This window comes from Paenibacillus sp. PAMC 26794 (assembly GCF_000316035.1).
GTDB lineage: Bacteria > Bacillota > Bacilli > Paenibacillales > Paenibacillaceae > Paenibacillus.
Genome location: NZ_ANHX01000011.1, coordinates 211,177 through 237,123 on the forward strand (window position 1 = coordinate 211,177; position 25,947 = coordinate 237,123).

27 protein-coding genes are annotated in these 25,947 nt (G+C 42.5%); all 27 read left to right on the forward strand.

What is annotated here, in order from left to right:
- Positions 1 to 10 precede the first annotated feature (10 nt).
- Complete coding sequence (locus D829_RS33980; protein WP_017687976.1) at positions 11 to 193, forward strand: hypothetical protein; 183 nt, start codon at positions 11 to 13, stop codon at positions 191 to 193.
- Positions 194 to 731: 538 nt separating this feature from the next.
- Entirely contained in the window at positions 732 to 1,391 is a 660-nt protein-coding gene (locus D829_RS0106145; protein WP_017687978.1) for a hypothetical protein, read from the forward strand.
- 791 nt (positions 1,392 to 2,182) lie between these two features.
- On the forward strand, positions 2,183 to 2,431 hold the full coding sequence (locus tag D829_RS0106150) for a hypothetical protein (RefSeq protein ID WP_017687979.1): 249 nt from the start codon (positions 2,183 to 2,185) through the stop codon (positions 2,429 to 2,431).
- Positions 2,432 to 2,692: 261 nt separating this feature from the next.
- Positions 2,693 to 2,914, forward strand: coding sequence for a hypothetical protein (locus D829_RS0106155; protein ID WP_017687980.1), 222 nt, complete (start codon positions 2,693 to 2,695; stop codon positions 2,912 to 2,914).
- 75 nt (positions 2,915 to 2,989) lie between these two features.
- Positions 2,990 to 3,274, forward strand: coding sequence for a hypothetical protein (locus D829_RS0106160; RefSeq protein WP_017687981.1), 285 nt, complete (start codon positions 2,990 to 2,992; stop codon positions 3,272 to 3,274).
- 316 nt (positions 3,275 to 3,590) lie between these two features.
- Positions 3,591 to 4,742, forward strand: a complete 1,152-nt coding sequence (locus tag D829_RS0106165) for an MBL fold metallo-hydrolase (RefSeq protein WP_017687982.1) — start codon at positions 3,591 to 3,593, stop codon at positions 4,740 to 4,742.
- A gap of 354 nt (positions 4,743 to 5,096) precedes the next feature.
- Entirely contained in the window at positions 5,097 to 6,554 is a 1,458-nt protein-coding gene (locus tag D829_RS30505) for a hypothetical protein (RefSeq protein WP_017687983.1), read from the forward strand.
- 38 nt (positions 6,555 to 6,592) lie between these two features.
- Complete coding sequence (locus tag D829_RS0106175) at positions 6,593 to 7,906, forward strand: hypothetical protein (RefSeq protein ID WP_017687984.1); 1,314 nt, start codon at positions 6,593 to 6,595, stop codon at positions 7,904 to 7,906.
- A 1-nt stretch (position 7,907) separates the two neighbouring features.
- Positions 7,908 to 8,276 (forward strand): head decoration protein, encoded by a 369-nt coding sequence (locus D829_RS0106180; protein ID WP_017687985.1) that lies wholly within the window; start codon positions 7,908 to 7,910, stop codon positions 8,274 to 8,276.
- A 15-nt stretch (positions 8,277 to 8,291) separates the two neighbouring features.
- Positions 8,292 to 9,305, forward strand: coding sequence for a major capsid protein (locus tag D829_RS0106185; protein WP_017687986.1), 1,014 nt, complete (start codon positions 8,292 to 8,294; stop codon positions 9,303 to 9,305).
- Between the two features lie 14 nt (positions 9,306 to 9,319).
- Complete coding sequence (locus D829_RS0106190; RefSeq protein ID WP_017687987.1) at positions 9,320 to 9,730, forward strand: hypothetical protein; 411 nt, start codon at positions 9,320 to 9,322, stop codon at positions 9,728 to 9,730.
- Complete coding sequence (locus tag D829_RS0106195; protein ID WP_026081029.1) at positions 9,717 to 10,160, forward strand: hypothetical protein; 444 nt, start codon at positions 9,717 to 9,719, stop codon at positions 10,158 to 10,160. The genes D829_RS0106190 and D829_RS0106195 overlap by 14 nt, the downstream gene beginning before the upstream one ends.
- Entirely contained in the window at positions 10,153 to 10,728 is a 576-nt protein-coding gene (locus D829_RS0106200) for a hypothetical protein (protein WP_017687989.1), read from the forward strand. Before D829_RS0106195 ends, D829_RS0106200 begins: the two co-directional genes overlap by 8 nt.
- Positions 10,725 to 11,303, forward strand: a complete 579-nt coding sequence (locus tag D829_RS0106205; RefSeq protein ID WP_017687990.1) for a hypothetical protein — start codon at positions 10,725 to 10,727, stop codon at positions 11,301 to 11,303. The genes D829_RS0106200 and D829_RS0106205 overlap by 4 nt, the downstream gene beginning before the upstream one ends.
- Positions 11,300 to 11,734, forward strand: a complete 435-nt coding sequence (locus D829_RS0106210) for a hypothetical protein (RefSeq protein WP_017687991.1) — start codon at positions 11,300 to 11,302, stop codon at positions 11,732 to 11,734. The genes D829_RS0106205 and D829_RS0106210 overlap by 4 nt, the downstream gene beginning before the upstream one ends.
- A gap of 9 nt (positions 11,735 to 11,743) precedes the next feature.
- A complete protein-coding gene (locus D829_RS0106215; RefSeq protein ID WP_017687992.1) occupies positions 11,744 to 11,950 on the forward strand; it encodes a hypothetical protein in 207 nt (68 codons plus the stop codon).
- Between the two features lie 27 nt (positions 11,951 to 11,977).
- Positions 11,978 to 12,748: a hypothetical protein gene (locus D829_RS0106220; protein ID WP_017687993.1), complete on the forward strand. Its 771-nt coding sequence runs from the start codon at positions 11,978 to 11,980 to the stop codon at positions 12,746 to 12,748.
- 81 nt (positions 12,749 to 12,829) lie between these two features.
- Positions 12,830 to 13,210, forward strand: coding sequence for a hypothetical protein (locus D829_RS0106225; protein ID WP_017687994.1), 381 nt, complete (start codon positions 12,830 to 12,832; stop codon positions 13,208 to 13,210).
- Positions 13,185 to 13,493, forward strand: coding sequence for a hypothetical protein (locus D829_RS30510; RefSeq protein WP_017687995.1), 309 nt, complete (start codon positions 13,185 to 13,187; stop codon positions 13,491 to 13,493). Before D829_RS0106225 ends, D829_RS30510 begins: the two co-directional genes overlap by 26 nt.
- 12 nt (positions 13,494 to 13,505) lie before the next feature.
- Positions 13,506 to 20,372, forward strand: a complete 6,867-nt coding sequence (locus D829_RS32340; RefSeq protein WP_017687996.1) for an NlpC/P60 family protein — start codon at positions 13,506 to 13,508, stop codon at positions 20,370 to 20,372.
- On the forward strand, positions 20,372 to 20,929 hold the full coding sequence (locus tag D829_RS0106240) for a phage tail domain-containing protein (RefSeq protein ID WP_017687997.1): 558 nt from the start codon (positions 20,372 to 20,374) through the stop codon (positions 20,927 to 20,929). The genes D829_RS32340 and D829_RS0106240 overlap by 1 nt, the downstream gene beginning before the upstream one ends.
- A 5-nt stretch (positions 20,930 to 20,934) precedes the next feature.
- Complete coding sequence (locus D829_RS0106245) at positions 20,935 to 21,375, forward strand: hypothetical protein (protein ID WP_017687998.1); 441 nt, start codon at positions 20,935 to 20,937, stop codon at positions 21,373 to 21,375.
- Positions 21,376 to 21,388: 13 nt separating this feature from the next.
- Entirely contained in the window at positions 21,389 to 22,540 is a 1,152-nt protein-coding gene (locus D829_RS32345; RefSeq protein WP_017687999.1) for a phage tail protein, read from the forward strand.
- Between the two features lie 12 nt (positions 22,541 to 22,552).
- Positions 22,553 to 22,954, forward strand: a complete 402-nt coding sequence (locus tag D829_RS0106255; RefSeq protein WP_017688000.1) for a hypothetical protein — start codon at positions 22,553 to 22,555, stop codon at positions 22,952 to 22,954.
- A 55-nt stretch (positions 22,955 to 23,009) separates the two neighbouring features.
- A complete protein-coding gene (locus D829_RS34230; RefSeq protein WP_017688001.1) occupies positions 23,010 to 23,141 on the forward strand; it encodes a hypothetical protein in 132 nt (43 codons plus the stop codon).
- Positions 23,142 to 23,189: 48 nt separating this feature from the next.
- On the forward strand, positions 23,190 to 23,711 hold the full coding sequence (locus tag D829_RS0106265; RefSeq protein WP_017688002.1) for a phage tail domain-containing protein: 522 nt from the start codon (positions 23,190 to 23,192) through the stop codon (positions 23,709 to 23,711).
- Between the two features lie 12 nt (positions 23,712 to 23,723).
- Complete coding sequence (locus D829_RS0106270) at positions 23,724 to 25,946, forward strand: phage tail spike protein (protein ID WP_017688003.1); 2,223 nt, start codon at positions 23,724 to 23,726, stop codon at positions 25,944 to 25,946.
- The last annotated feature ends 1 nt before the right edge of the window (position 25,947 follow it).

Genomic DNA, 25,947 nt, shown 5'->3' on the forward strand with positions numbered 1-25,947 from the left:
GGTAATTGATATGAACATCAGAATCGTGCTAATCGATCAGATTAATGCAGCAGCATACAACCCCTTGGTTGACTTTCAGCCAGACGACCTCGAATATGAGAAGCTTCGCCGCAGCATAGAGGAACGAACGTACTGGGCATATGGCCGCGGTCATCAGCGATACAAGAAAATGGTCAATGACCAGCAAAGGTAAGATGCTCCTTGAAAGTAAGAAGGACATGAAGAAGCGCGGATTAAAATCACCAGACAGAGCTGACGCTTATGTTCTCACCTTCGGTGAATATTTGCTGGGGGTACCTCAGTCTATAATACTTCCGACAATAAGTAGTGTAACCGTAAAAATATGAACAGAGTGATTTTTTCTAGGTTAATATAAGATGATAAATGGGGAATTGACTTGGTAGTTTACTTTTTAACAGACTAGCGATTAATCAACACCCGCAATAATAACTCCACCGAGCAAATTGATTTAAAATGTTGTGAGGAGGATGGGAACGAGAGGAACGGTAGTCTCACGATGAAGAAAATATTCTCTAATCAAACTGAAGTAATTAGCCAATCTGTTTGAGGAACTAGTCCAAAGCGCTCAGTAATACATATTAAAAAGAATCCGTCAGTAATATTCCCAATGAAAGAATCTATACTTTTTTGTGAACATTTCCGATATATAAATTAAGGGAGTGATTACAATAAATAAGAAGTATACTGAATATCCAAGTGCTTCAAAATACTTGAGTAAAGAATATGAGTTGAAAACGAAGTGGTATAAGCCAAAAAGTAAAATAAACTTAGAAAAAATAGAAACTCTTAAAGATAAATTAAAAGAAGATCTTTCATTAAGTGAATTAATGATTTTGAAAATTGATTTAGATACTGATCTAGAACAATCTAAAGGATTTGCTCCTGTGGTATCTACATTTGCAGTAGTAGTTACAATTATGAGCCTTGTTTTTAATAACTCTACCAACTCTAGTAACAGGCTGAATGACCAACTTAGCAATTTAACTGAAAAATTGAACAATATGCAGTTTGAGTCACTTCCACTCAAAGAAAAGATAGTTAAATTTTCTGATTATGCTCTTGAACAAATAGATAGTTTATCATTAATTTCAATGAAAACGACAATTAATTCCATTTCTATGGGAATGTTGGCTGTTTGCCTGATTATAATGGGGCTTTACTATTATGACTCGATCAAAACAGCTGCACTATTAAGCTCCATTGTTTCTCAATCTTATGACGAAAAAGAAAAAGAGGAAGAGCAAGAAAAAGAACTCCATAAAATAGAGGAACTGAATAAAGAAAGATTTGAATTGAATCATGTAATTCTAAAAAAGGAGGAATTTGAACGAAAAAAAATAAGACTTCCTAATAATAAAGGAAAATATTGATTGTCGATTATTTGGAGTAACGTTGAATGATGAGCCTTTACTAAAATTTAGAAATGATAGTTTTGTATTTTGAATATCAGGGCGAGAATGAAACATCTCTGAGGTGGACCTTTTCTCGCTTCTCTAATTGATTCAGTGAATTTAATAATGATTGTCGGAACGTGCTTAGGTTAATCTACTCATTTAAAGAAATGATAATGGCAAGACGGAAAAGCAAGGATAAGCAGGAAGCAGAAGTGTTCCAAGGATTGACTGGAATGGGATGTTGGGAGTTATTGTATTAATGATCAGCATTCAACTTAAACGAGCTGAATGTCTTATGTGGTCCAGGATAGTAGAAATTGATAATATGGACGGAGTACGGTTTGAGCATCATCTTAATCATTTGTTTCGATCTTAGGGATACAAAGTAGAAGTTAAAAAGCATCCGGTTATTTTGGGGCGGATCTTATTATGTTAAAGAAGAACAACGAATTGTGCAGTAATAGCCAAGCGTTATAAAAATGTAGGTTTGAGAGTTGTGCAGGAAGTCCAAGGGGCTAAGGCACACTATAAGCTATGGTCATTACTAACAGTAGTTTAATTCAGTAGGATTATGTGCTTGCAAAATCAATCGGAGTCAGACTGATCAAGATCAACAGAAATAAACTTTGAAGATGATCTTGGCAATGAAATAGAGAGTAACTGGTATAAAAAACTTTGAAGCGTAAAGACGAGGGCATGATTGAGCGCAGCATTTTTTGCTGCAGACTGTACGGCCGCCGATCTTTAAATTTTTGAAGGAGGTACACATGGACGTTATAAACGATTCAATAGAAAAGTCATTTACAGACGTTTCGATGGCAATGATTGAAGCATTAGGAATTTATTTGGTTTTACCAATCATAGTAGCAGCTGTTTTAGTTAGGTTTGTTTTTAGATTGAGAGGCCCAGCTTTTAAACTTGTATATGGAATTATAGCATTTGGTTGCTTGTACCTCTTTGTTTATAAGGGCATTCCTCATTTTCAGATCGCGTATGAAAGCAGATTATCTAAATAATACATATCACAGCCAAAGTCGTTCCTTCACTGGATCGGCTTTTTTTATTTTAGGAATTGAAGTGATCAGCAGCAGAAGACGGAAGAAGCATTGTGTTCGTCCCAAAAAGTAGCCAAAAAAGGAATGCAAAGGTTGTGCATGGGTAGATGGTATGTAGTAAAGCAGTTCTGTAGTAGGCCTGAATGCCCGAAGGAAGGAATTTCCTCTTGATTGTCGAATTAGCTTATTTAGATATTATTTTTTTATTTAGGAGGAATTATTATGGAACTGCATTCAGAACAAGTGAGATCCGGCATGATTAATGGCAAAATGTACTCAGGATTTTTTACACTTTTGCCTGATGGTCAATACATGGCAACTGTTGTTGGACATGAAACAAGCGAAAACGGATTTGGCGAGCACCACACTGAAATGTGCAACAGTAAAGAAGAAGCAGTTGCTACGATCAATGAGATTTGGGGGAAGATTGGGCGAGCTAATTAAATAAAATAATTCTTAAGTCGACCAAAATTTAAATATCAGAGAAAGACTATTTTAACAAGGAGTAGTGAAGGGATTATGGAGCGAAAAGAAATTTTGATTGGAAATAAAAAGTATGAGTTGTTGTCTTTTGAAAATATCCAACATATAGATTTTGATGGTCAGGAAATGGATGCGGTATCTGTCTTTTTCAAAGTAGAGACACAAGAAGAATGTATGGATACAGCAAATTTGTACAGTTCTCGTAAGCATTATTCTGTCAAGCTCCCAGATGAGGATACATTTTACGGACTTTCTGTTTCTGCTTCTTCTGGAAGTGAAAATGATAGAGTATATTCAGTCCATGTTGTTTTCGGGATATAACTCAAGATTAAGTATCTTTCTTGGTTGTGCTGTTTGTTTGCGAATTTATTAAAAGTAATGGAAACAAAATATCACAACGCCCTTTTTATGTTTTAATTTGAGTATAGAAATTGGAGTTACAAGTTATACCGATCAATCAAATTAATGAAATCAGCTTAGAACGATCGCCTGGAACGAATGTACCGGTAAATGCTAGGAGTCATCAACGGCATAAGATTATATTGAAATAACTGGTTTATATTAAACTGTAGGTATCTATAACGGAAGTAGGTATCTTAAGTCGAGTTTTATTAGTCTATTTTAGGGAGCTGATTTGATGGGGAAATTCATTGCATTAAAAGTTGGTCAAGGAGATTCATTCTATCTTGAACATGAGGAAACATCTATTTTAGTAGATGGCGGAAGAGCACAAGAATATTTTCCTGATCTTTTTGAAGCTACAACTAGCAAGGATAAAGTTGATATTATTGTCTGTACACATAGTGATGCTGATCATGCATATGGTATACTGGGATTTTTAAAAAGTCATCTTACTTGTAAAGAGGTTTGGTTACCAGGAATTTGGACAGACAGACTTCAAGATTTGCTTGAAAGTGAAAATAAATTTATTGAAGAATTAGTTAGTAGGATTGATTCTTTAGGTAATGATGACACTGAGTTTAAATTAGAAGAGTATGGTGATATCCATTCAGAAAAAATACATACTAAATTGAAAGAAACCAATGGTATGGATGAAAAACCAATATCCTTAATAATGGACAGAATAGAGGAATCTTATTCTGATGTTGATTTCAAATTAGAATTAACACTTAATCATTACTCTTATCTTCCAATTATTTGGAAAGATAGGGGCTCATTTAAATGGGACTTATTTGTAGAAGCGATTGATACGGCTAAAATCATAAAGGAAATTGCTTCTCAAGCTTATCATAAAGGAGCCTTAATTAGATGGTTTCAGTATGATGATAGAAGAAGTGAGGGTGGGGAAAAAGGGACTTTAGTGCCAATAAACTCTATTGAAATTATTAAAGTCTCACCACGAAAATTAGATGCGCTAGAATATCTCTCTCTTTCCCGTGCCAACAAGCTTAGCCTTGTATTTCACTCTGAAGGAAATGATAATACCCCTGCAGTATTATTTTCGGCAGATTCAGATTTGTCGTTTAATCAAGAAATACCTTGGACGAATGGAATGATAATAACTGCAGCACACCATGGGGCTGAGAGCAATAAAGGGTTTTACGATAGATATGAACTTGATAAAGGGACTAAGTATATTAAACCAATATGGGTTCGAAGTGATGGGAAATATGCAAAGAGACCTGGGAATTGGTTTACCTCTATTACATCTGACTCTAAATTCTGTACCTTATGTCGTGGTGGTGGAAAAATAAAGCAAAATGTCCATTTAGGCATTGTTAACTCTAATTGGTCGGCAATATCTACAAATCTCTGTAGTTGTAAATGAATGAGATAGTTGAACTTGATGTTGTTTACAGAATGTATGATGAAAAGAAATGCTTTGTAGTGAAATAAGGCATAAAGGTGAAAGTGGCCAAAACCACTCTACTAACAAAGCAGTGTTAAGAATGAAAACAAGATGCTAGACACATTGTTACGAAATATGATGTGGTTGAAAAGGTACTGTGAAGGGTGACTGTCTCGTTCCTTCTTTGTTGGGGGGATTAATAAGAGGTTGTCCATTAAATCCGTAGTAACACTATAGTAACTCGATGATATTATAAATCCATAGAAGTATGAAGAACTTTAGAAGGTAAGGAAACTTTTCCTGCCTTCTATTTTTATGTCTGGAGGTGAAACATTGAAATGGTATCATAAAGCCATTTATTCATTTGCGAATTCAGTTCTTCCGGCTGCCGTAAAGCGGCAGATGATGGGTATTGGTAGAATGACCTCGCCAAGGTCATCAAACGGATGGGATATATTCAATTGGCTCCCGAAAAAGTACCAGAGAGCTCATAACATTGATCTGACTAAACTCCAAAACCATACAGCCGAGGAATTGCTTGAGATTCTTGTGTCTGTTCATCCCGATATTTCGCATGCGCTCTACAACTTTCTGCGTATGGGAGACACGCCACTTACATTTACAGCAAAGAAGCAGAGTGGCAGTGACGATAAGAATGGGCAGAGATCGTTAGATGCAATCAAGAACTTACTGGATTCTCCACTTCCCTCACCTGGTTATCAGCATGGAAGGTCGTTGGACAAGCTTGATACGATTCAGCGGATGATGATCATGGTACGTGGGGCTTGTGCTGGTGAAGTAGTTCTTAACGATCGTTGTAACGATGTGATTGATATCATACCTGTTGACCCTGCGACGATTTGGTTTAGGAGAGAAGAGGGGACGAATCGACTTGTGCCTTGGCAATACATCAAGAATCCACGACCTCGTACTGGCGAAGAATGGTATGGTCAGTATAAGAAGATCGATACGCCGACATTCATTTATGAAGAGTTCGATCCGATGATAGATGATCCGTATGGGCGAACACCGATATTACCTGTTCTTCAAGCGGTGTTTTTTCATTTACAGGTTTTGCAGGATTTGAAGGCAGTTGTTCACAATCAGGGATACCCAAGATTGGATATTTCCGTGGTTGAGGAAGTCTTATTAAAAAACATGCCAAATCAATATAAGAATAATCCTGCTGGTCAACAAAAGTGGTTGACTGAACGTATGAGTGAAATTATGGGGCATTTTAATTCGCTAAATCCAGATGACGCTATGATTCATTGGGATAGTGTGAAAGTTGAATATCTCAAGGGTGGCAATTCAGGACCGATGATCGACATCAAAAAATTGATTGATATTATTGATACTCAGATGGCAACCGGATTGAAGACTTTGCTCACATTACTGTCTAGGCATCAAGGTTCCACTGAGACATACAGCTCCGTGGATACTCAAATATATATCAAGTCTGTAGAGTCCGCACGGAACGTAACCAAGCGTTTCTGGAAGCGGGCTTTTTCTATGGCTGCTAGAGTACGTGGTATTCAAACGCTTGTTCAAGCAGATTATGCTCCGATTGATTTGCGTTCCGAGATGGAACGAGAACGAGATTTAAGAGCGAAGCTGAACAACTATGTGCTTGCAGAAAAGGAACGTTACATCACGTCTAGGGAAGCTGCTACAGAGGCTAGATGGATAATAGGTCTTGATCCTAACATTCCGCTTGAGTTAATTACAGAACTGGAGAACAAACGCTCTACTGCTCAAACACAGCCTCTTGTCACTCCGCAGAATGAGTGAGTTGGCAAGTTTACTATATCAAGGAGGTGAAAAACCAAATGGCAAAACCGTCTGTGGAGCAACTGTCAAAAATTAATCAAAAGGCACTTGTCCCTCTTACCGAAGAACAAGTCCATGTTTTCCAGGCAAGGATCATCGGAACGAAGAGGATTGATAAGTACAAAATGAAAATAACTCCAAACTTTCTTCGTAAGATGGCTGATCAAGTCAAAGAAGGTGTGGCCCTGCTAGTGGACCATCCATGGCAAAAGTGGGAATCACTCTCTTTCCCATATGGCAGGACCTTCGACAGCCGTATTGTTGAGGAGAATGGGGAACTGGAGCTATACGGTGACCATTACATGGCTAAGGGTCTTGAAGCAAATGGGATATCCACGGACCAATTGGCTACTGGTATTGATGCGGGTACGATCTTCGACACATCAGCTGGCTTTATATCCACGAAGCATACCTGTTGCATATGCGGTGGGGATTACTACCGAAATCCTGATTGTACGCATATCAGGGGATTTGAATACGATGGCAAAGAATGTCTTGTTCTTGCTGATGACGGTTACATCATGGAAAACTCAATTGTATTCGATGGAGGCTATGAGGGAGCTGGCATCACGCGTGGTTCCCTTTCGTCAAAAATTCAAGAAGATAATGAGGTCCAGCAGCAAACTGAATATGAACCACTCCCCTTAGATGCGAAGTCGCTGGATGGCGATGGACGCGTCTTTTATTTTTTCAGCAACAAAGGCGGCATGAACGCTTTTGTATCCAAACAGCACCAAACATTAGAACAGGCCAAAATACAGGCCGAAGGAGATGACACTGTGACAGAAGAACAAAAGGCTGCTTTGGCAGTATCACAAACTCAAACAATCGCGCTGACTGCTGCGAATAGTGTACTCGGACAAGTCCGGGCTGTGCTGGGTGTTGAAAATGATGCGGACATTACCTCAAAGTTGGCTACACTTAGCGCTCAGGCTGCTGATGGTGCAGTCTACAAGACAAAGGTTACGGAGCAAGCTTGCGGCGCTGGTGTACGTGCGTTGGGAGAAGCGTTTAATACGGAAACCATGAAAGCTATGCTGTCCCACTTGCCAGTATCTGAGATTGAAAAAATTGGCGCGACTTACGAAGCTCAGGCTCAAGCTGCATTGGGTGGTGGTGGTCGTCATACCGAAGGTGATAACCCTGATCTTCCTGCAGGAGCTGCCAATGGAACAGCGCCAACTAACGCGCAGGCTGCTGGTCAAAAGTCACCAGAACAACTCCAAACAGAGGCGAAGGAAATGGCTAGAGCTGATGCTATAGCTGCCCTCAAAAATACCGGCAGAAGTAATCTGCTGAAGGAGGATAAGTAATATGATTGGATCTCAATACAACGGTGCTCCGGGACCTGGTCAGATTAACACACAGGAATTTGTTGAAGTTCTTGCTTCCACGGACTTGCAAGCGCGGATTCCTGGTGGCGTGTTGCTTGCAAAAGGGAACGGAGTAATTAAGAAAGGTACTGTCCTTGGAAGGGTAACAGCTACTAATAAATTCGTTCCCTATCTCTCTTCAGCATCCGATGGTTCGCAAGACGCTGTTTGCATTTTGGACAATGATCAGGATACTACGCTTACCGATATGGGCGCTTCAGCGTGGATTGCTGGTATTTTCACTGAATCTAAAATTACAGGCATTGATGCAGCGGCTAAAACAGCGCTGAAGCTTTGCTACTTTGTATAAGGGGGAACAACATAAATGGCAAACGTACTCGACCCGTACTTCCTTACGGAAGTCGTTCAGAACATTCGGACAGATATTAACAGTTTTCGAGGTGCTCAAATCCTGACAAATGGTGTGGATTTCAAACCAGAACTCGGGCTGACAATTAAATATGACGTTACTTACGACGATACCGGCATGACTCCACCTACTGGACTCAATGATCCCTCACCGATCCATGCCGCTCCTGTTGTGAAACAAATGGAATTCACCAACCAGGAATGGCGTGAGAAGGCAATCATTGATCGAGAAAAGATTGCTACTCTTCGTAAGCCGGGCACGAGCCTTGAGCAAACTTGGGGCGAAGAATACATGATTGAAAAAATGGTGAATCTCAACCAACGTCTTGAAACTCGATTCGAGTGGATGCGTTGGCAATCACTTACAGGCAGCCTTGTTGTTCCAGCAACTGCGAATAAACCTTCTCGGACAATCGACTACGGCGTTCCGGCAAATAACAAGCCTACAGCTGATGTCCTTTGGAACAATATCGCAACTGCTGATCCTTTGAAAAATCTTGATGAATGGCTTCTTAGATTCCGGGGGAGTGGCGCAAGAGGTGTTAAAGTTGTAGCTAATAAAAAAGTAGACAGTTACCTGAAGCAAAACGAAAAAATCCGCGATCTGATCAAATTCACTTACGGCAAAGATATTGTAACGGATGGTTCGCTTTCAGAAATCGTCAGCCAAAACCTGAATGGTCTTCAATACGAAGTGTATGATGGTGGATACATTGACGATACAGGAACGTTCTACCCGTTTATCCCTGACAACGCTGTAATCATCATTGGTCAAGGCATGACAGGTTCTATCATGGACCTAGTGACGAGCCCGAACAACTACGAAGACATCTTTACTGGTCACACAGGAAAATTCGCACTCGCTAAACTTATTCAAGGCGACCCTGACCAATGGCAAGTAATTAACGGGGCAACTGTGCTGCCACGTTTGAAATACGTCAACTGGCACATTTTTGCTACAGTGGCGTGAGGGAGGAATGACCTATGACGATTGTAAAAGTTTTGGTTGATGCTGTTGGGGAATACAACGCAGGGGACATCGTAAAAGATGCCCCTGATGGACTTATTGAGATTGCTAAAAAGCAAGTTCGCAATGCGGCAACCGGAAAGTTGTTAGCCGAGATTATTGTGGGAGATGTGGGTTCTACAGACACACCCTCCGAACGAGAACAAAAACTCCAGGAAGAATTGGACGAATCGAAGAAGCGGGAAGAGGACCTGTTGGCTCAGATTGCCGAACTGCAATCTGTTATGCATGATGGAGATTCGGACGATGTATTGAAAGATCTGAAATCAACAGCAAAGGACCTGAAGATCCAAGGCTATACCAAGATGGATGCCGACGAGTTGAAGAAAGCTATCGATTCGGTTGGTGGTGATAATGATGGCAAATAAGATCCTCACTACGGAAACGTATCATGAGGAAATTAGAGGGCGTCTAGGTATCGGTGAAGATGTAATAACCGACTCCAACATAGACGCTTTTTCTGTTTTGCCAATTGGTGAGGCACGGATTGTAAAGTTAGTTCCAGACTACGCTGATTTGACTGGAGATGACCAAGCCTATGTATATGCAGCAGCTATTTGTATGGTTGCTGCTATACTGGCTCCATCTATGGCTGCGAGAATCAAAAAAACGATGAAAGATTTCGATTTCTCTTTCGAAAATCAGGCAGTCAATTGGGATAGACGTGCCTCACAACTGGTTGATGAGGCAAATGAGTTCATTGGCTTGATCTCAAGTTTTCAAGAGACCTTGGATGCTCCATTATTTTTGTTGTCTGGTCCCACGAGGAGAAGGAAAGGCGGAGTTTCTAATGTTTAAAGATTTCGCTCATAGACATTCTCCCTGTACTGTAAATGGGGAACCGGATAAAGTCATTCTGTCCAGAGAAACAAAGGCGACTACGGTTCTTGGTAAAGAGTACATGTACAATGGCCTTTTTGCTCCTAAGTCGTCTGTATTACCTGGGGATGTCGTACAGAATGACATGACTCTCTTGGTTCAAACTCTCCGTTTCACCGCAACCAAAGACAAATACTGCTCCTTGATCAAAACAAACGTTACCACGGAAGTACAACGGTACATGCAGGAATATGATGAGAATGACAATCCAAAGGGCAAACCGGAGTTTACACCTGTTGCCGATGAAGTTGTTGGGTTTGCTCAACACGTCACTGCGCAGCTCAAGCAAGAAGAACCTGGTCTTTTATCAACAACATCACTGGTTCTACTTTTGCAGACCAATGTGGATGTCAGAGAACCAAGCGACCCGGCGCTGATGAGTCCAGACCGCATTTTGATTACTGGAAAGAAATATCAAGTGGATGTAGTAGATCGGATCAAGTATCCGAATCTTCTGCACATTCAGTTATGCGAGGACCGGCGATGATTACCGGTTATGATGCTGAACGTGCAGCAAGAGACTTGGAAAACAAGTTGGCGGTTGAAATCACAGGTCTAACGAAAATCGTATTACTTACTGCGAAGACCGGCATTCGGTACTATCCTGCTGTCCGTGAGCGGTTGGAGATGAAAATGATCGTGCTAGCGAACCAAATGATTTCAGGAGACATCACTGCTGATTACTGGCAAGCCTGGCTGGAACAGTTCGGTAAAGGATCACTTATGGCTGGACCGAGTCAAAACCCCGGCTTAGTCAGCTACATTAACAGTGAGGCGTGGAACAAGCTGAGATCAAAGGGTAGCCGGGTAGTCGTAGGCCGGGGTAGAGGTACTTACAGAGCTATCGATGGCACAATTAAAAAGTCCAAAGGCGGATACGCAGGTGTAGATTTGGAGGAGTTGGCAGAACGTGGGGATCTTGATCCTTCGTTCAAAGCCACTCCTCCTACTTATTTTATGCGTATAGCTCTTGAATCCAATCGTGATCGAATATTAAACGGGATTAGTCGTGTCATTACCGAGTTTCCATATCATCGTTACTTCAGGGAGGTGAGAGATTGAGTCTTCAATTGTTGGATGCAGTTCAGCATGCGCTTAAAGGTGATGCCGAACTCATGGAGTTACTTGAGCTTGACTCATCTTCACCTTCCGAGGAGGTAGTGAAGAGGTTAACGAAGGGAATGGAGCCTGAAATCACTGTAAGTCATGAAACTGTTCCTCATATCTGCCAATATGTGATGCCAGGGCGCTTTTCTCCGAATCAATTAGTCTTCGAAGGAAAGTTTTGCTTAGATTTTTATGCTGGGAATGGTTATGCCGCGAAGCTGCTGTTTGAAAGAGCGTTTTGTATTTTACACGATAAACGGATTACGATGCCAGGTTGGGCGACATACCTCTGCGTATTAACGTATGATGCTGATTTTGCAACTGGAATACAAGGTGTCAAAGGATATAAGGCCATATTTGATGTGGACTATCTCCGGATGAATTGAGGTGAGGATATGTCTGAAAAACAAACTGAAGTAACAGATAACAAGCCGGAACTTAAGGAAGAATTTCCTGAGCTAGAGAAGTTGATTCGAGAAAAGATTCGTCTTGCACAAAAACTCGGATTGATGGATGGCAAGGAACCGGTTGAAGGATATGAAAAATCGAAGGAATACAAAAGAATTGAAGAGATTGATGCACGGCTCTGGGAGCTAGTGTAATCAACTTTATACCCAAGGAGGATAAATATGAGACCACTCGTTTTTGATGGCGTAGGAACAATCGTAGCCCGTAATTTGGATAACACAATTAAGTACGTTGAGGACAAGGTAACAAAGGTTACGTTACAACTGCAATTTGACTGGCAGGCGGTTATGGGCGGCGACAGTGGTTATGCTTTTCACTACACCGCAGGGGACCTTCAAGACAAAGTAAGTATTGAAGTTCCGCGTTATTCAGCAGCTATTGCCGATATGTCTCAAGGGGGTAAAACAGAGAAAGGGTCTATTACCTTTGATGAAACAGAGACAGCATTCCTGAAATCAGGTGGTTATAAGCTTGCTTTTGGTAATACGCTCGTCGAGGATAGTGACGAAATATATCTGAAAGACCCTGATACAGATGCGTTGACACCACTTACCCGAGTAGCATCAACACCTACAGATCAACAGTACACCATTACTGCAGAAGGATTAATTGAATCAACGGCTGCAAATAACGGAAAAGAACTGCTTGTGACTTATGTTTGGACTGAACAAGGAACGGAGACTTCTTTCAGCGGAACTCGCCGTCCTACTGCATTCAAATTCACACATCGTTTTAAACTGATTGACGATAAAACAAACAGCGAAATTCAATGCCAACTTACAATCTTCAAGGCTTTGGGCGGCGGTACGCTTGACGTTTCTCAGGAGCGTAAGAAAGCTAATACGTCTACCATGGATTTGCAAGTTATGGAGCCGGATCGTACACCGGAAAATCCGAACGGTTATGCAATGACAATCAAGTTCGGAATTTAAACCATCACACTCAACCCTGCCGGTAATCGGTGGGGTTCTTTTTTTGGTAAAAAATATATTTCAATTCAAAGGAGAATGAACATGAGCGAAATTGAACAAGCAGTTGAAACCCAAGAAGAGAAAACGTTGGACCAGACTTTAAACATTGGCAGCACCGTACGTTTGGCTGAAGGTATCCAAAAGACAATCAAGGTCGGGACAATAAAGTTGATCCGGGAAGTTCGGCAGCATGCGAAGAACCTCAAAGGTATTCGTTTTAGTTATGTAATTGGACGTGATCCCATTGAAGCAACGCAAGTTGGTGAGCAGGATATTCCAGCCATTGATTGTCCATCTATTGAGCAGGCGTATCAAAAAGCGTTCGATCTGATCTTTGTTGAGGGTCTAACGGATGAAGAATATGAGCAAGTGGACATGGAGGGCATCCAGGCATTGGATGATGTTTTGGACCGATTTCTATAAGGAGTCTTTTCCTCCTGATTACGATGACGATGATGAGGATTCGGATGAAGGTGAAGTAGATCAACCAGGAACAGACTGGATGGGTCTATGGGCACTCTGTATCAGCAACGGAATATCTGATACAGAGTGGCCTAATATGACCATACCTAAAATACGAGCACTTATGAATGAAAAACAGCGGTCTCGTGAATTCGAAATCACTCTTCATGGCGGTTCGGTTGAAAATAAAAAGCCGAAGAAAGCAAAATACTTATCCGATCTTGGTTTCTTCCAGCCAAGGTAGGAAGGAGGCAATATGGCAGAGGGTACGAACAGGGATGTTGTTGCTGCGCGGATAAAATTAGACACCGGTACAGTGCTACAATCATTTAAAAACATTGATACGGGTGCTAAAGGTAATGCTGATGCGTTCAAGGCGCTGAATGCTGAGTTATCATCCGCTGAGAAGTCATACAAGAATATATCATCAGCAATGGATAAGATGGCCTTAACTGCGGATCAACGCCGCCAAAAGATACTCGCTGAAGTTGAAGCTCAACATAAGCAAAAACTTGCTCAAACTGCCTTGCTTGGTGCGAGGGCTCAACAGTTGGAGCAAACCAATCGCTTGATTGATGCTAAAATGCAGGCTCAGCAAGCCTTGATCAAAAGGCGTAATCAACAGATTGAGCAATCCGAACGTGAACATCAACAAAAGATGCAGATTCTTCAGAATCGTTCTGTTAAGACCGGGCAGGAGGCAGCAAAGGCAACGGGGACAGGAACGGATGACCGGACTAGAGAGCGCGTACTACAAGAGGAACAGAAGATTCGCATGGCCTTGACTGAGCGACAACGTCAAGAGGAAGCTCTCAGGGAAAAAGTGTTACAAGAGGAACAACGGATCAGACAAGCCTTGTCACAAACTGAACAGCAAACCAAACGGATGGGGTCCACAATGGATGCTGTCTCTAAAAGTTGGATTGGTAGAATAGGAGACATGGCTTCACATGCCGTTGTCTTCCATACGATGTACAAAGCGATGCACGAAGTCACCCAGGCCATGAAAGAGGGCTTGGTGGATATTGAATCCAACATGGCGGGGTACGTCCAGACCAACGAACACTATTTTGTTCATTTTGAAGATGGAACGAACAAGATGGTTATGGATACACAAAAGCTCAACCGTGAGACGAAAGCTTTCATTCAAACGGCCCATGAACTTGGATCAAACATTCTGGATGTTACGGAATCAGCTCGTCTCTGGGGCCGGATGTACAAAGATGTTAACGTTGTTCAAGAGCTTGTGCGTCAATCTACCAAGTTGTCCACGGTGGACATGGTTGAGCTTGAGGACGCTACCAAGTCCATGGAATCTGTAATGTCTCAATATGGAGTCCATATCACCAATGCCAATGAAGCCATGGTTATCGGTAACCGGGTTCTGGATTCCTGGTCTAAGGTAGCACACGATACGATGGCTCCTGCTCGTGACTTGGGAGCTGCTTTTCAGAGAACCGGTAAGATTGCTGCTGAGACTGGCGTATCCTTTGACGTAATGAACGGGCTGATCTCCTCCGGTGTGCGGAATACAGCCTTATCCGGGGAGAACTTGGGTAACATGTGGAAAACGGTTCTCGGTACAATCCGGACGGATAAAGCTGTGGATGAGATTGAACGTCTTGGTGTCAAAACCAAAGAGGTTGTCGATGGCGTTGAACAATGGCGTAAAGCCGAAGATATTCTATTGGATTTGTCCATCCAGGTGACAGACAAAAACTATGACCTCACACAATCCTATGCGGATATCTCTCGGGGTGTCTATCAGTATGCGAAACTGGCTGCCTCTCTTAATGTAGGGGATATTTTGCTTGGTACGGCTGCATCTGTAGGTTCTACAGGCTCTACAATGCAATACCTTACGGTTCAGATGGATACAATCCAGCGGAAGGCTGCACAGACCAAGACATCTCTCCTAGAGATTTTTAACACGGCTGGAGAAGACGGCCTTCGTCAGATGATTAAAGACGTACTAGACAGTATAGATCAACTCCTGATCGGATTAACTAAAATACCAACAGGTATTTATGCTGCAACTGCGGGTTTGACTGGTCTATTACTTGCGTATAAAGCGTTGCGCGGCCCTGTTATGGCTGTAGTCGCTGCAATTGAAGTGCTAAATGCGGCTAAAGCGAAAGAAGCTGCTACAACGGTTGCTGGTACAGCGGCTACGGCTGCAAACAGTGCTGCGAATACAGTCAATATCGTTTCCAGTGAAGGAGTCATCGTCTCTACTGTACAACAGACTGCTGCAAGGGAAGCGCAAGTAGTCGCTACAGGAGCAGCTACTGTGGCTACTAGTGCCCTGAGTAAAGCGCAAGCGACAGCAACAATAACGATGGCCGCAGCAACTGCTGGATTATCTTTACTCGTAGGGGCAATTGCAATATTTGCATTTAAGAGTGGAGAGGCTGAAAAAGCAGAACGAGAAAGAATACAGAGTTTGAAAGATAGCGATTCTGCTAGTCAACAAATGATTAGTCAATACCAGCGGCAGATTGATTTACTCCCTAAAATGGTGAAAGCGCATAGCTCGCTAAAACAGATGATAGATAGCGGTACGATGTCTTCAAGTAAACAAGAGCAAGCTACACGACAACTTGACGAAGTACACAAAGCACTCGTGATGACGATCGGAGAAGAGGGTGTGGCTCAACTCGAAGCAGCTGGGTACACCGAAGAGGCAACTCAAAAGCAAATCGACATTTTGAAAGGAAGAACAAGCGAGCAAATAGATTTGCGTAAAAAGAACTTGGAAGATCAAAAAAAGTCTTTTGAATCTCAATTAGTTGCAAATGAACAGGCGATAGCGGAAACTCAAAAGAAAATTGATGGTGTAAAGAATAGCATCAATACTATTGGCCCAAGCTTCAATAGAAATCGTATTTTAGATGAGTTGGAATCACAAATGAATTCACTTGTTTCAAAACAAATGGAATTGAATTCATCTTCAAACGAGACTACTTCACAATTAAGCGAAATGTCATTAGAGACAATAGAAGCAACCAAGGCGAATGATGCGTTAGCAGGAATCAATGGAAAAGTATCTGATACCATAGATGAGTTGAAAGAAAAATTAATAGAACAAACGAAAATATTACGAGAGTCCGTGCAGACAAGTATTTCTTCGGTATCCGAACTAAATCAAGTGGCAGATACACTCTCCAAGGGTCAGTCTTTAAGTGCATCTTCTGTGGCGGATTTGATAATGAAATATCCAGAACTTGCTTCTCAAATACGAAAAACAACAGATGGATGGATATTTGAGGGTCAAATCATCGAGAAGTTAAGACAAGCTAAAATCAAAAAGTCCATCGATGATTTAAGAACCGAACGAGATGCAACTAGATCGGTTGCTTTGGAAAGTATGAGGCGTATCTCGATTTACGGATCTGAGTTTTCGGCTATCACGAGTTTTGCGGAAGCTAGACAAAAACTTGCAGAGATTGAAAGTGGAATAGCGTCAGAGGAAAAAAAGGCCGCTGATATTGGGAAAACGAACTTAATGACACAAGGAATGGCTAATCTTCTTCAGCAGAAATCAAACGAAATTACTCAAGAGAAACGAGATAAGCTAAATCAGTTGAATGAAATAATAAAAGAATATGCTGGTCAACTTCAGTTGAGTAACGATCAGATTGAGGCTATGACTAAACTCCTGAATGACGATACGCTTGGGGTTGAGGATAACAACAAAGTTCGCAAAGAAACCGTAGAAATCATGACGGAATTGCAGAAAGCGATCGAAGGGTATAACAAAGCACTTGAAAAATTGGATTCCCAGCAGAAGCGTGTTGCGAAGTCATCCAAAGAATACCTTGATATACTGGCTGAGAAGCGTAAAGCGTTGCTGGAGGAGCAGAAACTTTACGAACAAGGATACAATGATCCCTCTCAACTCGTGTCCTCTCAAACGGAGATTACGACAAGCGGTGGGCCTTCTTCAGACATCACACGAATGTTGTCCACTGCCGTCGACCTGGCTAACTCCGGTGTGATGAGATACAAGCAAATAGGCGGTGAATTTACAGGCTCATTTGATGACTTCAAACAAAGAGCATATTCAGACTGTTCTCAGTTTGTGCAGGAGATGTTTGAAACGATCGGAGTACAGGTACCACGTACAGCAGCTCAACAAGCTAAAGCTGGAACTGCGGTATCAAAGAAAAACTTACAAGTTGGAGACCTCGTCTTCTTTAATACGAATGGTAAGGACAACTCTCACGTTGGGATTTACATGGGAGACAGTAAGTTTATTCAGATGGGTGAATCCGGATTAAAGGTTTCGGATTTAAATAATAGCTATTGGGGACCAAAGTACAATGGCGCAACTCGTATTCCGGGGCTTTCGACAGACACTGCCTACCCGACATCCACTAGTACGCAAACGACCTCTAGCGGAGTGGCATATGTAGGCAAGTACGCTGCCGAGATTAATGCTGCTGCTAATCAATTTAATGTTGACCCCTACCTTGTCGCTGCTGTGATCCAACGCGAATCAACTTTTGGAGCCAAGGGTGTAACAAATGTCATGCAAGTTAATGGCATGACTAATGCGACAGTAAAACAGAGTATTGACGCAGGTACTAAGATGCTCTCCGAATTACTGAAGAAATCAGGTGGAGATGTCGCCATGGCTCTGGGCGGATACAACATGGGATCGGGAATTATTGATTGGTTCAAAAAGTCTGGTGGGTACAATAAAGCTGATATGGCCGCGTATTCAGAGAAATACAAGAAAGTTTATAAAAGCAATGTATACGGAGATGTAGGGTATGTTGATAAAGTATTGGCTGATTATTCTCCACAAAAGTCCAGTACAACTACACAACCTACACAGAAGCAATTAAAGGATGCAAAAAACACTGCTGATAGCGAACTGCTTCGGATTAGTGATGAACTTTATAATATTGATGTTTCAGAACTTGAGAGTAAACTCGGAATCAAAGATATGAAAATCTCTGACAAAGAGTTGTCTTTAAAACAATCGGAAGCACGGCAGAAGAACATGAAGAAAGACTCCCAAGAGTACAAAGCCGAATACGAGCTTCAATTGAAACTCAAAACTGAAATACAGAAACTGATGCAGGAGCAGCGTCAGATGATCGAACAATCCGGGCTGAAATCAGATGAGTTGACTAATAAGCGGCGAAGCCTGACTGAGAAAATTGGGGATGTGCAGTCCGAGAAAGAAGACATGAAGGATCAGTATGCCAGCGACCAATTTGATACCGCACAGGCCAATATGGAAGCGCGTGTTGAACGCATGCGTCAACAAGGCCGTTCCGAGATGGAAATGACCAAGACGCAACTTCAGTTTTATCAGGGACAACTCAAAAATACTGCCCTAACTGAGGAACAGCGTGTTGAATCAGCTAAACAAGTGTATGACTTGACGAACAAGGTTACGGATCTGAAATTTAAAAATTCAACGAATTGGATTGATAAACAAACAGATCAGATGGAACGTCAAGGTAAGTCTGAGGTTGAGATTTATCAAATGCAGGCCGAGGCTTACAACAGGATGCGAAACGATACCACTCTAAAAGCAGAACAACGAGCTGAAGCAGAGAAAATGTATCAAGATACTTCCAATAAACTGATTTCGTCTAGGTACGAGTACTCGGAAAAGTGGATTAACAAAGAAGCTACGAAGATGGAAATGTCCGGTGCTCAAAAAGTTGACATCATGAAGTGGGAGCTTCAAGAGTTTCTGAAGATGCAAGCTGATAAGACGATGTCTTCTGAACAGCTATGGGATCTAGAACAGAAAATATATAAGCAGCGTAATGATCTGGATAAGGAGTACTATTCTGCTGCTGAGAAACGAATTAATCACTTGAAGGCGATCGGTGAAATGACTACCGAACAAGAACTTGCCGAGTATATGAAACTTCAAGCTTCTTACCTGGTAGGAAGCGATCAACGGATGGATGCAGATGAGAAGGTCTACGATCTAAAGAAAAAACTCATGGACGAAATGACCAAAGCTGTATCCGAATCGGTAACCAAGCAGAAAAAGTTACTGGACAATGCGAGAGATGAGGAGATTAAACGTATCCAGGCAGAGAAGGATGCTTTCACCTCGGCTCAAGAGGCCAAAATCAAAGCCATTGATGATCTGATTCAAGCCATGGAGCGAAGTAACGATCAGGATGACTATGAGAGATTACGTGCGGAGAAAGTAGCACGTCTGGAAAAACTTCAGTCCGCTGTTGGACCAGAAGGTATTGAAGAGCGGAAACAGGTTCAGAAGGATATTGAGGATATGGATCGTGAACACGGGCGTAAGCTTGCGAAACAAGCGCTTGAAGATCAGAAAACGGCGTTGCAAGAGGAAAAAACAACTCGCGAAAAGGATTTTGACGATAAAATCCAAGATGCTAAATCTCATTATGATAATCTTTCTTCCGCTTTTGATGAATTTTCTTCGAATACTGAGCTGTCTGCTGAGAATTTGAAAAACATTCAGATTTTGAAGGAGAGCGAGAAAAACGAAACGATACTGGGAATGCTTGATGCATTTGTTTTGGAATATCAGAGCCGTCTTGATCAGATTGCTGCAGCAAGTGCTTCACTTGGAGTGACTGATGTCTCTGGGGGAGCTTTGGCTCCAGGAACCGCTTCGAAGGACTCTGCATATCAAAAGGAAATTGATCTTTACACCTATAACGCTAATAAGGATGCTTGGGATGCAGCTAAAGCTCGTGGCGATGCTGAAACCATGCGACTCCTTCAAGAACAAAACGATGCCATTCGTAAGAAATATGGAATCGATAAAGATACAGGTAAACTCCAACATTTTAGTGAAGGGGGAGTAGTCAAAGGTCCTCGTGGGGCAGCGGTACCAGTAATCGCACACGCTGGAGAAGCTATCCTCAATGACCGACAACAGGATTCGTTGTTTAATCTCCTAAACCTACGAATGCACAGACTAGACTTCACAATGCCTGAATTCTCAGTTCCTCAAGGTTCAAACGGAGTAAATCCGGAGAGAACCAGTAATCAATTCGTAATTAAATCAGGAGATACTTATATCGCGGACGAATCGGCTGCGAAGGTCTTCTGGAGTGAACGCGATAATTTGATGCGGAGGATGCAGGCAAGGGGAGGTAAAGGCTGATGATTGACGCTACAGCGGACGGTAAGTCTTTCCGATCAATTGGTCTTGGTTTAAAAAAACACAACATCCCGGTTTTGCCGCCAACGAGGGACTACAGTCTCGAAATTGCAGGACGGGATGGAGAGATCGATTTTGGTAGCACCTATGGTCCAAGATTAATTAACCTAGAGTGTATCGTCATGGCTGATGATACTACCCTTGACTATCAAAGAAGAGTCGCCCAAGTGGCGGCTCTTTTTAATGCAAAAAAAGGGGATATCGTATTCACTTTCGATGATTTACCAGGAAGGAGATACATCGGAAGATATGCTGGCACTCTTGATATTGAAAAGATTCTTTTTGATGGAGAACTGACAATCCCGATCAAGATGGGAGAACATCCTTTTCCGGAAAGTGATGAAAACATGCTGGAGGAGACAATCGTTAATTCACCTGAGACTATAAAAGTTGTGTCATTGGGGGACGAACGTGCCAGTCCTGTAATTGTTCTAACTAACACAGGCTCCAATACGATTCAAAGTTTCAGGCTTCAGAATGAATATTTATTAGAGGGGTGAACATCTTGGCGAATATCGGCAAATATTTAGCAAACAAAATCCTTAACGCCACAGCTCGCGGCGAACAATTTGTGTTTCCTGAGAAACTGTACGTGGCTTTGTATACATCTAACCCGACATGGAATGACACAGGGCAGGAAGTGAGCGGGGGCGCATATGCGCGGAAAGATATTTTATTTGACGCACCGGCTCAGGCGACTGTTAGAGAATACCACCCTAAAACCGGAGCCCTGAGCGATATTCAGAAGATGGTCATTAAGTCTTCCGCAGATGTCGCCTTTGATGTGGCTTCAGGCGATTGGGGCGTGGTTACGCACTTCGCTTTGCGGGATGCAGCAACTGGCGGGAATTTATATTACTTCGGTGAGCTGGAGTCACCTCGCAGTATTCTGAGTAACGACATATTTAAATTTTTGGCAAGCCAAGTTGAAATCCGTTTGAATTAAGGAGGAATGACCTTTGCTTGGAAGCATGTACCCAGCAGCGGCCAATAGCAGGCAAACCGAATTGGCTGCTGCAATCAATGACACACAAACCAGCTTTACAGTATTGGATGGATCTGTTTTGCCTCCTGCACCGAACCAACTGACGCTAGGGACGGATGAATCTGCTGAAACGATACTTTACACCGGAAAGAGCGGAAACGAGATTACAGGCGTAACACGAGGGTTTGAGGGCGTGGCTAAATCGTGGGTTGCCGGAACTAAACTGGCAAGGTATTTCACGGCTTACGATCATGATACATTCCGAGACAACATAGAGGATCTTGACGAGCGACTGAACAATATCCCTGCGCCTCAGGATGCTTCATTGACTGAAAAAGGGATTGTACAGCTCTCCAGCGCTACTGGATTGGATATCGAGGACCAGGCGGCCACACCGAAAGCGATTAAGACGGTGAATGACTCTCTTGCCACACATACGTCTGGCACATCAGTTCATGGAGCTGTAAGTGCAGCAACAGCTAATCGCCTGATTATTCGAGACGCTTCTGGTAGAGCTCAGATCGCTACTCCAAGCGCAGCGGCAGATATAGCTAGGCTGGATACGGTAACCGGACAGGTAGGCACGTTGGCGGATTTGCAAACAACCGTTAAAGGAAATGCAGTCGCCGCTATCAATGAGCTTTTTCAGTCTGGCGTTAATGCAAAGCAAGGCGTCGTGGATGCCATTAACGCTATGGGAGGTAGTGCATCCACATCTGATACATGGGCAACGCTTGCAACTAAAATTCAATCAATAAACACAGGTAAAAAGTTCGCTAGCGGTACGACTACATCGACAACGAGTACTTTCAGAAACTTCACAGACAGTGCTGGTAATACCGCTAGTGGTAGATACGTTCAGGTTTCTGGAATCTCATTCAGGCCCCGGTCCATATTACTTACAAAAAATACAGACAATTATACTGAATTTGGGTATTACCGAACGATTGCCGCGGGTAGCAGTGCATATGGAATTGGTATAGATGTGTTACGGGGACCTATAAGAGTATATGAACGTCCCGGTACTGTTACAGCAACCAATGACGCATACATTAATGATTCTGGATTCTTGTTGCCTGCACAACTAAGCGGTGGCGCATACACTTGGTATGCCTACGGAGATTAAAGGAGGAGCATTATGTTCATTGGAATGAAAATATACTATGAGATGTCGACAGGTAACGTCATCTTGAACACTGGCGAACGTTTGGGTGATGTTGCACCAACAACTAAAGAGCAAGACTTCTCCACTTACATCCCATTGAATGATCGCGTACCTAATACGGTCGGTGTGCTCGAACTCGAGTACGGAGAGTGCCGCTCAGATTATGAATCGGGCGGTTACATTAGCAGGGTTGATCTTGAAACACTCCAACCGCTATTCACCTATCCTGATCCAATCGATCCAGAGACACCACAAGAGCCACGTCCGGCACTCAGTAAACAGGTGGATCAGTTAGCTGCAGAAAGCAATGCAAACCAATTGGCACTCATGGAGCTTCACATGATGTTGCTTGGCGAGATGACAGATGCGGAATAATCTAGCCAGACTGCTGATACGTTGGGCTGTAGCACTCATGAGAGGGGGTGACACTATGTTAGTTGTATACGTAATGATGATTCATAAAGGCTTGATTAAGCTGGAGCAAGTACCAGCAGGCAGCCGGGATAAAGTAGCCGCAGCATTGGCTGATGGAGACATGGACCAAAACGGTAATATTGTGTAACAGGCGCTCCGATATAGGAGCGCTATTTTTTATGGAGAGGTGAGGGCCATGTTTAACAGAGGGGCTTTTAACCGCATGGCCTTTAACCGCCAAATATCCGTATTCGTCTTTGGCCGGGCAGTTGCTGACATATCAGGATCTGCTGTAGCTGCTGCAACGATGGAAATGACGGGTTCGGCGGTTATGGATGTCAATGTGGGAGCGGCGGGGGATTTTGTCCGTGAAATCTCATTTGCGGCTGTTATGGATGTAGCTGCTGGAGCTAAGGCGGATTTCATTCGAGAGATTACCAAACGGGCGATTATGAATGTTGGTTTCGGTGCAGTTGCCAAAGGGAGTCGGTACCATGTGGAGTTTTTGGAATTCGCGGGACCATTTAAACCTGGTGATCAAGTTGTTATCGATGCCAATTCGTACAAGATAACTCAAAATGGAGTTAATGCTTCACATTTACTTGAAGGTGATTTTTTTGATTTAAACCTTGGAGAAAACAATCTCACATGGACAGATCCTGAAACAGGCAGAAACGTACTGATCCGTGTTACACATAGAGACAAATTCCTGTATTAATTGAGGTGTGATATGCCTAACCCAACAATGAAAGTATTTGATAAGAACATCCGGCGTGTAGGTACGTTGATTGATAGTTCAGATATACAACGAAGAAGACGTATTAACAGTGACTATGAGGTAACATTTATGGTCCCAATGACCTCAGATGATTACCGCGAAAAAATAGCAATCAAAGGCCACGTTCAAGACGAACGGGGCCAATTTTATGTTATTCAGTCTAGAAGCCGGTCCCGTGAAGGTCGTAAGCTCATGGCTTCAATTTATTGCAACCACATTATGTTCAAACTGAATGATTTTAAGTTTCCTTATGCCTCATATATTGACGAAGCTTATGGAGTACATCTCAACGAACTGACGGAGTTAATTACAAAAGCTACAGGCGGGAGATTTACATTCGTTATTCACGATACGTTTGATCTACATGACGTTAAGGATTTTGGGCGAGGTACATGTCTTGAAGCTCTGAACCGGATTGTAGAGATGTACGAATGTGAGGTTGAACCTGACAATTTCGTTATTAACCTCAAAAAGAGAATTGGATCAGACCACGGCTTACAGTACCGGCTTAAAAAGAATATCGTATCCAGTTCCTTCAAGGACAAAGGCGAATCCCTCGTTACCCGGATGTTTGCTCAAATGAAGGATGGCCGGACATTCATCGGTATGGATGCTTCCTTGCTGACGGATCTGGAGAGAAGTCTATTGTCGAGCATACCAGGAACAATTGTGAATGGTAAACTGGCGGTCAACTATCTAATATCACCATTTGCTCAATATTGGGCGAGTGATTCGGTTCCATTTTACGATGGAGAAATTATTGAACAAGATATCGAAGAAGCAGAGGACTTGCTGAAGGCTACACGTAAGGCGCTGCTTGAGCAGGAGGTTGTTTCTCTGGAGGCAACCATATCCACGGCAGACTTGTTCAAAATCGATCACACCGAACCTAAACCTCATTTAGGTGATGATGTCATGTGTATCGACCCGGACATGGGGATGAACCGGATGAAGGCTCGTATTACAGAACTTACCGAGTATCCATATAGTATGGATAAGCATGCTGAACCAACAATCTCCAATTTGAACTTGAGGGACTATGATGACATCATAAGTGACCTGGAACGAAATAAGAATATTACCAACAACCTGTTTTCAAACGGGAAGATCCGGACGGATGTTTTTGAATCTTTTGCCAAGCAAGCGGTCATTGACATCAACAACAGCAAAACCGAGCTGATCTACCCACCAGAAGGCGGGATACTGGCTCAAGAAAAGACGAATCCTCTGGAACAAGTCAGATTCACTTCTAAAGGTGTAGGCATATCCACTGATGGATGGAAGTCAATAAGAGCAGCAATCACAGCGCGGGGTGTTGTTGCGGAGCAAGTAATAGGCCAACTAGGTAACTTTGTCTCCATGCTGATCGGTAATGGTGAGGACATTGTACAGATCAACACGAATGGTATTGCAGCAGGGGCCTCGTCATTTAATAGCGCACCTTTCAGACTAAATATGAAAGGTGACTTGATAGCGAATAGCTTAACAGCGAACTATGCCAATATCGAATATTCCAACTTTAAAAACGGGGCCATCGTCGGTTCCTCAATAAACGTAGGCAATGGGATGTTCACAGTTACTTCAGGCGGGATAATGTCGGCTGTAGGAGCAAACTTCTCTGGCTCTATAACAGCCTCTACTGTAACAGGAACAAATATCAATGGCGGTACAATTACCGGTGCTTTAATTCGTACAGCAGCAAGTGGTAGGAGAATAGAACAAGACTCTCAAGGATTCCGTTCATATGATGCCGGTAATCGAATACGTATTCAAATCGCAACAACAGATGACGCTGCTGCTGCGGCAATTATCTGGAGAGATACAAACGGATCTTCAGTAGGCGAGATAAATTCATATCAATCTAGTGGACAACTCACGATATTTAGTAATAACTTGTTTCTTGGATCAAATAATACTGGTAATCCTATTCGTTTACAGGGGGCGACTACATTTGGTGGTGCGGCTTATTTAAGAAGTGGAGCAGTTTATGGTTTAAACATCACAGATGTATCCGGCCTTCAAACAATGCTGAATTCTCTTCAAACAAAGATTGATTCTTTGCAGGCGGCCTACAACAACCACAGACATAACGTAACTACTGCTCATCACAATCATGGTAATAATGCAAACAATCCAAATACTGGTGGTGGAACCTTCACAACATCTACTCCGTAAT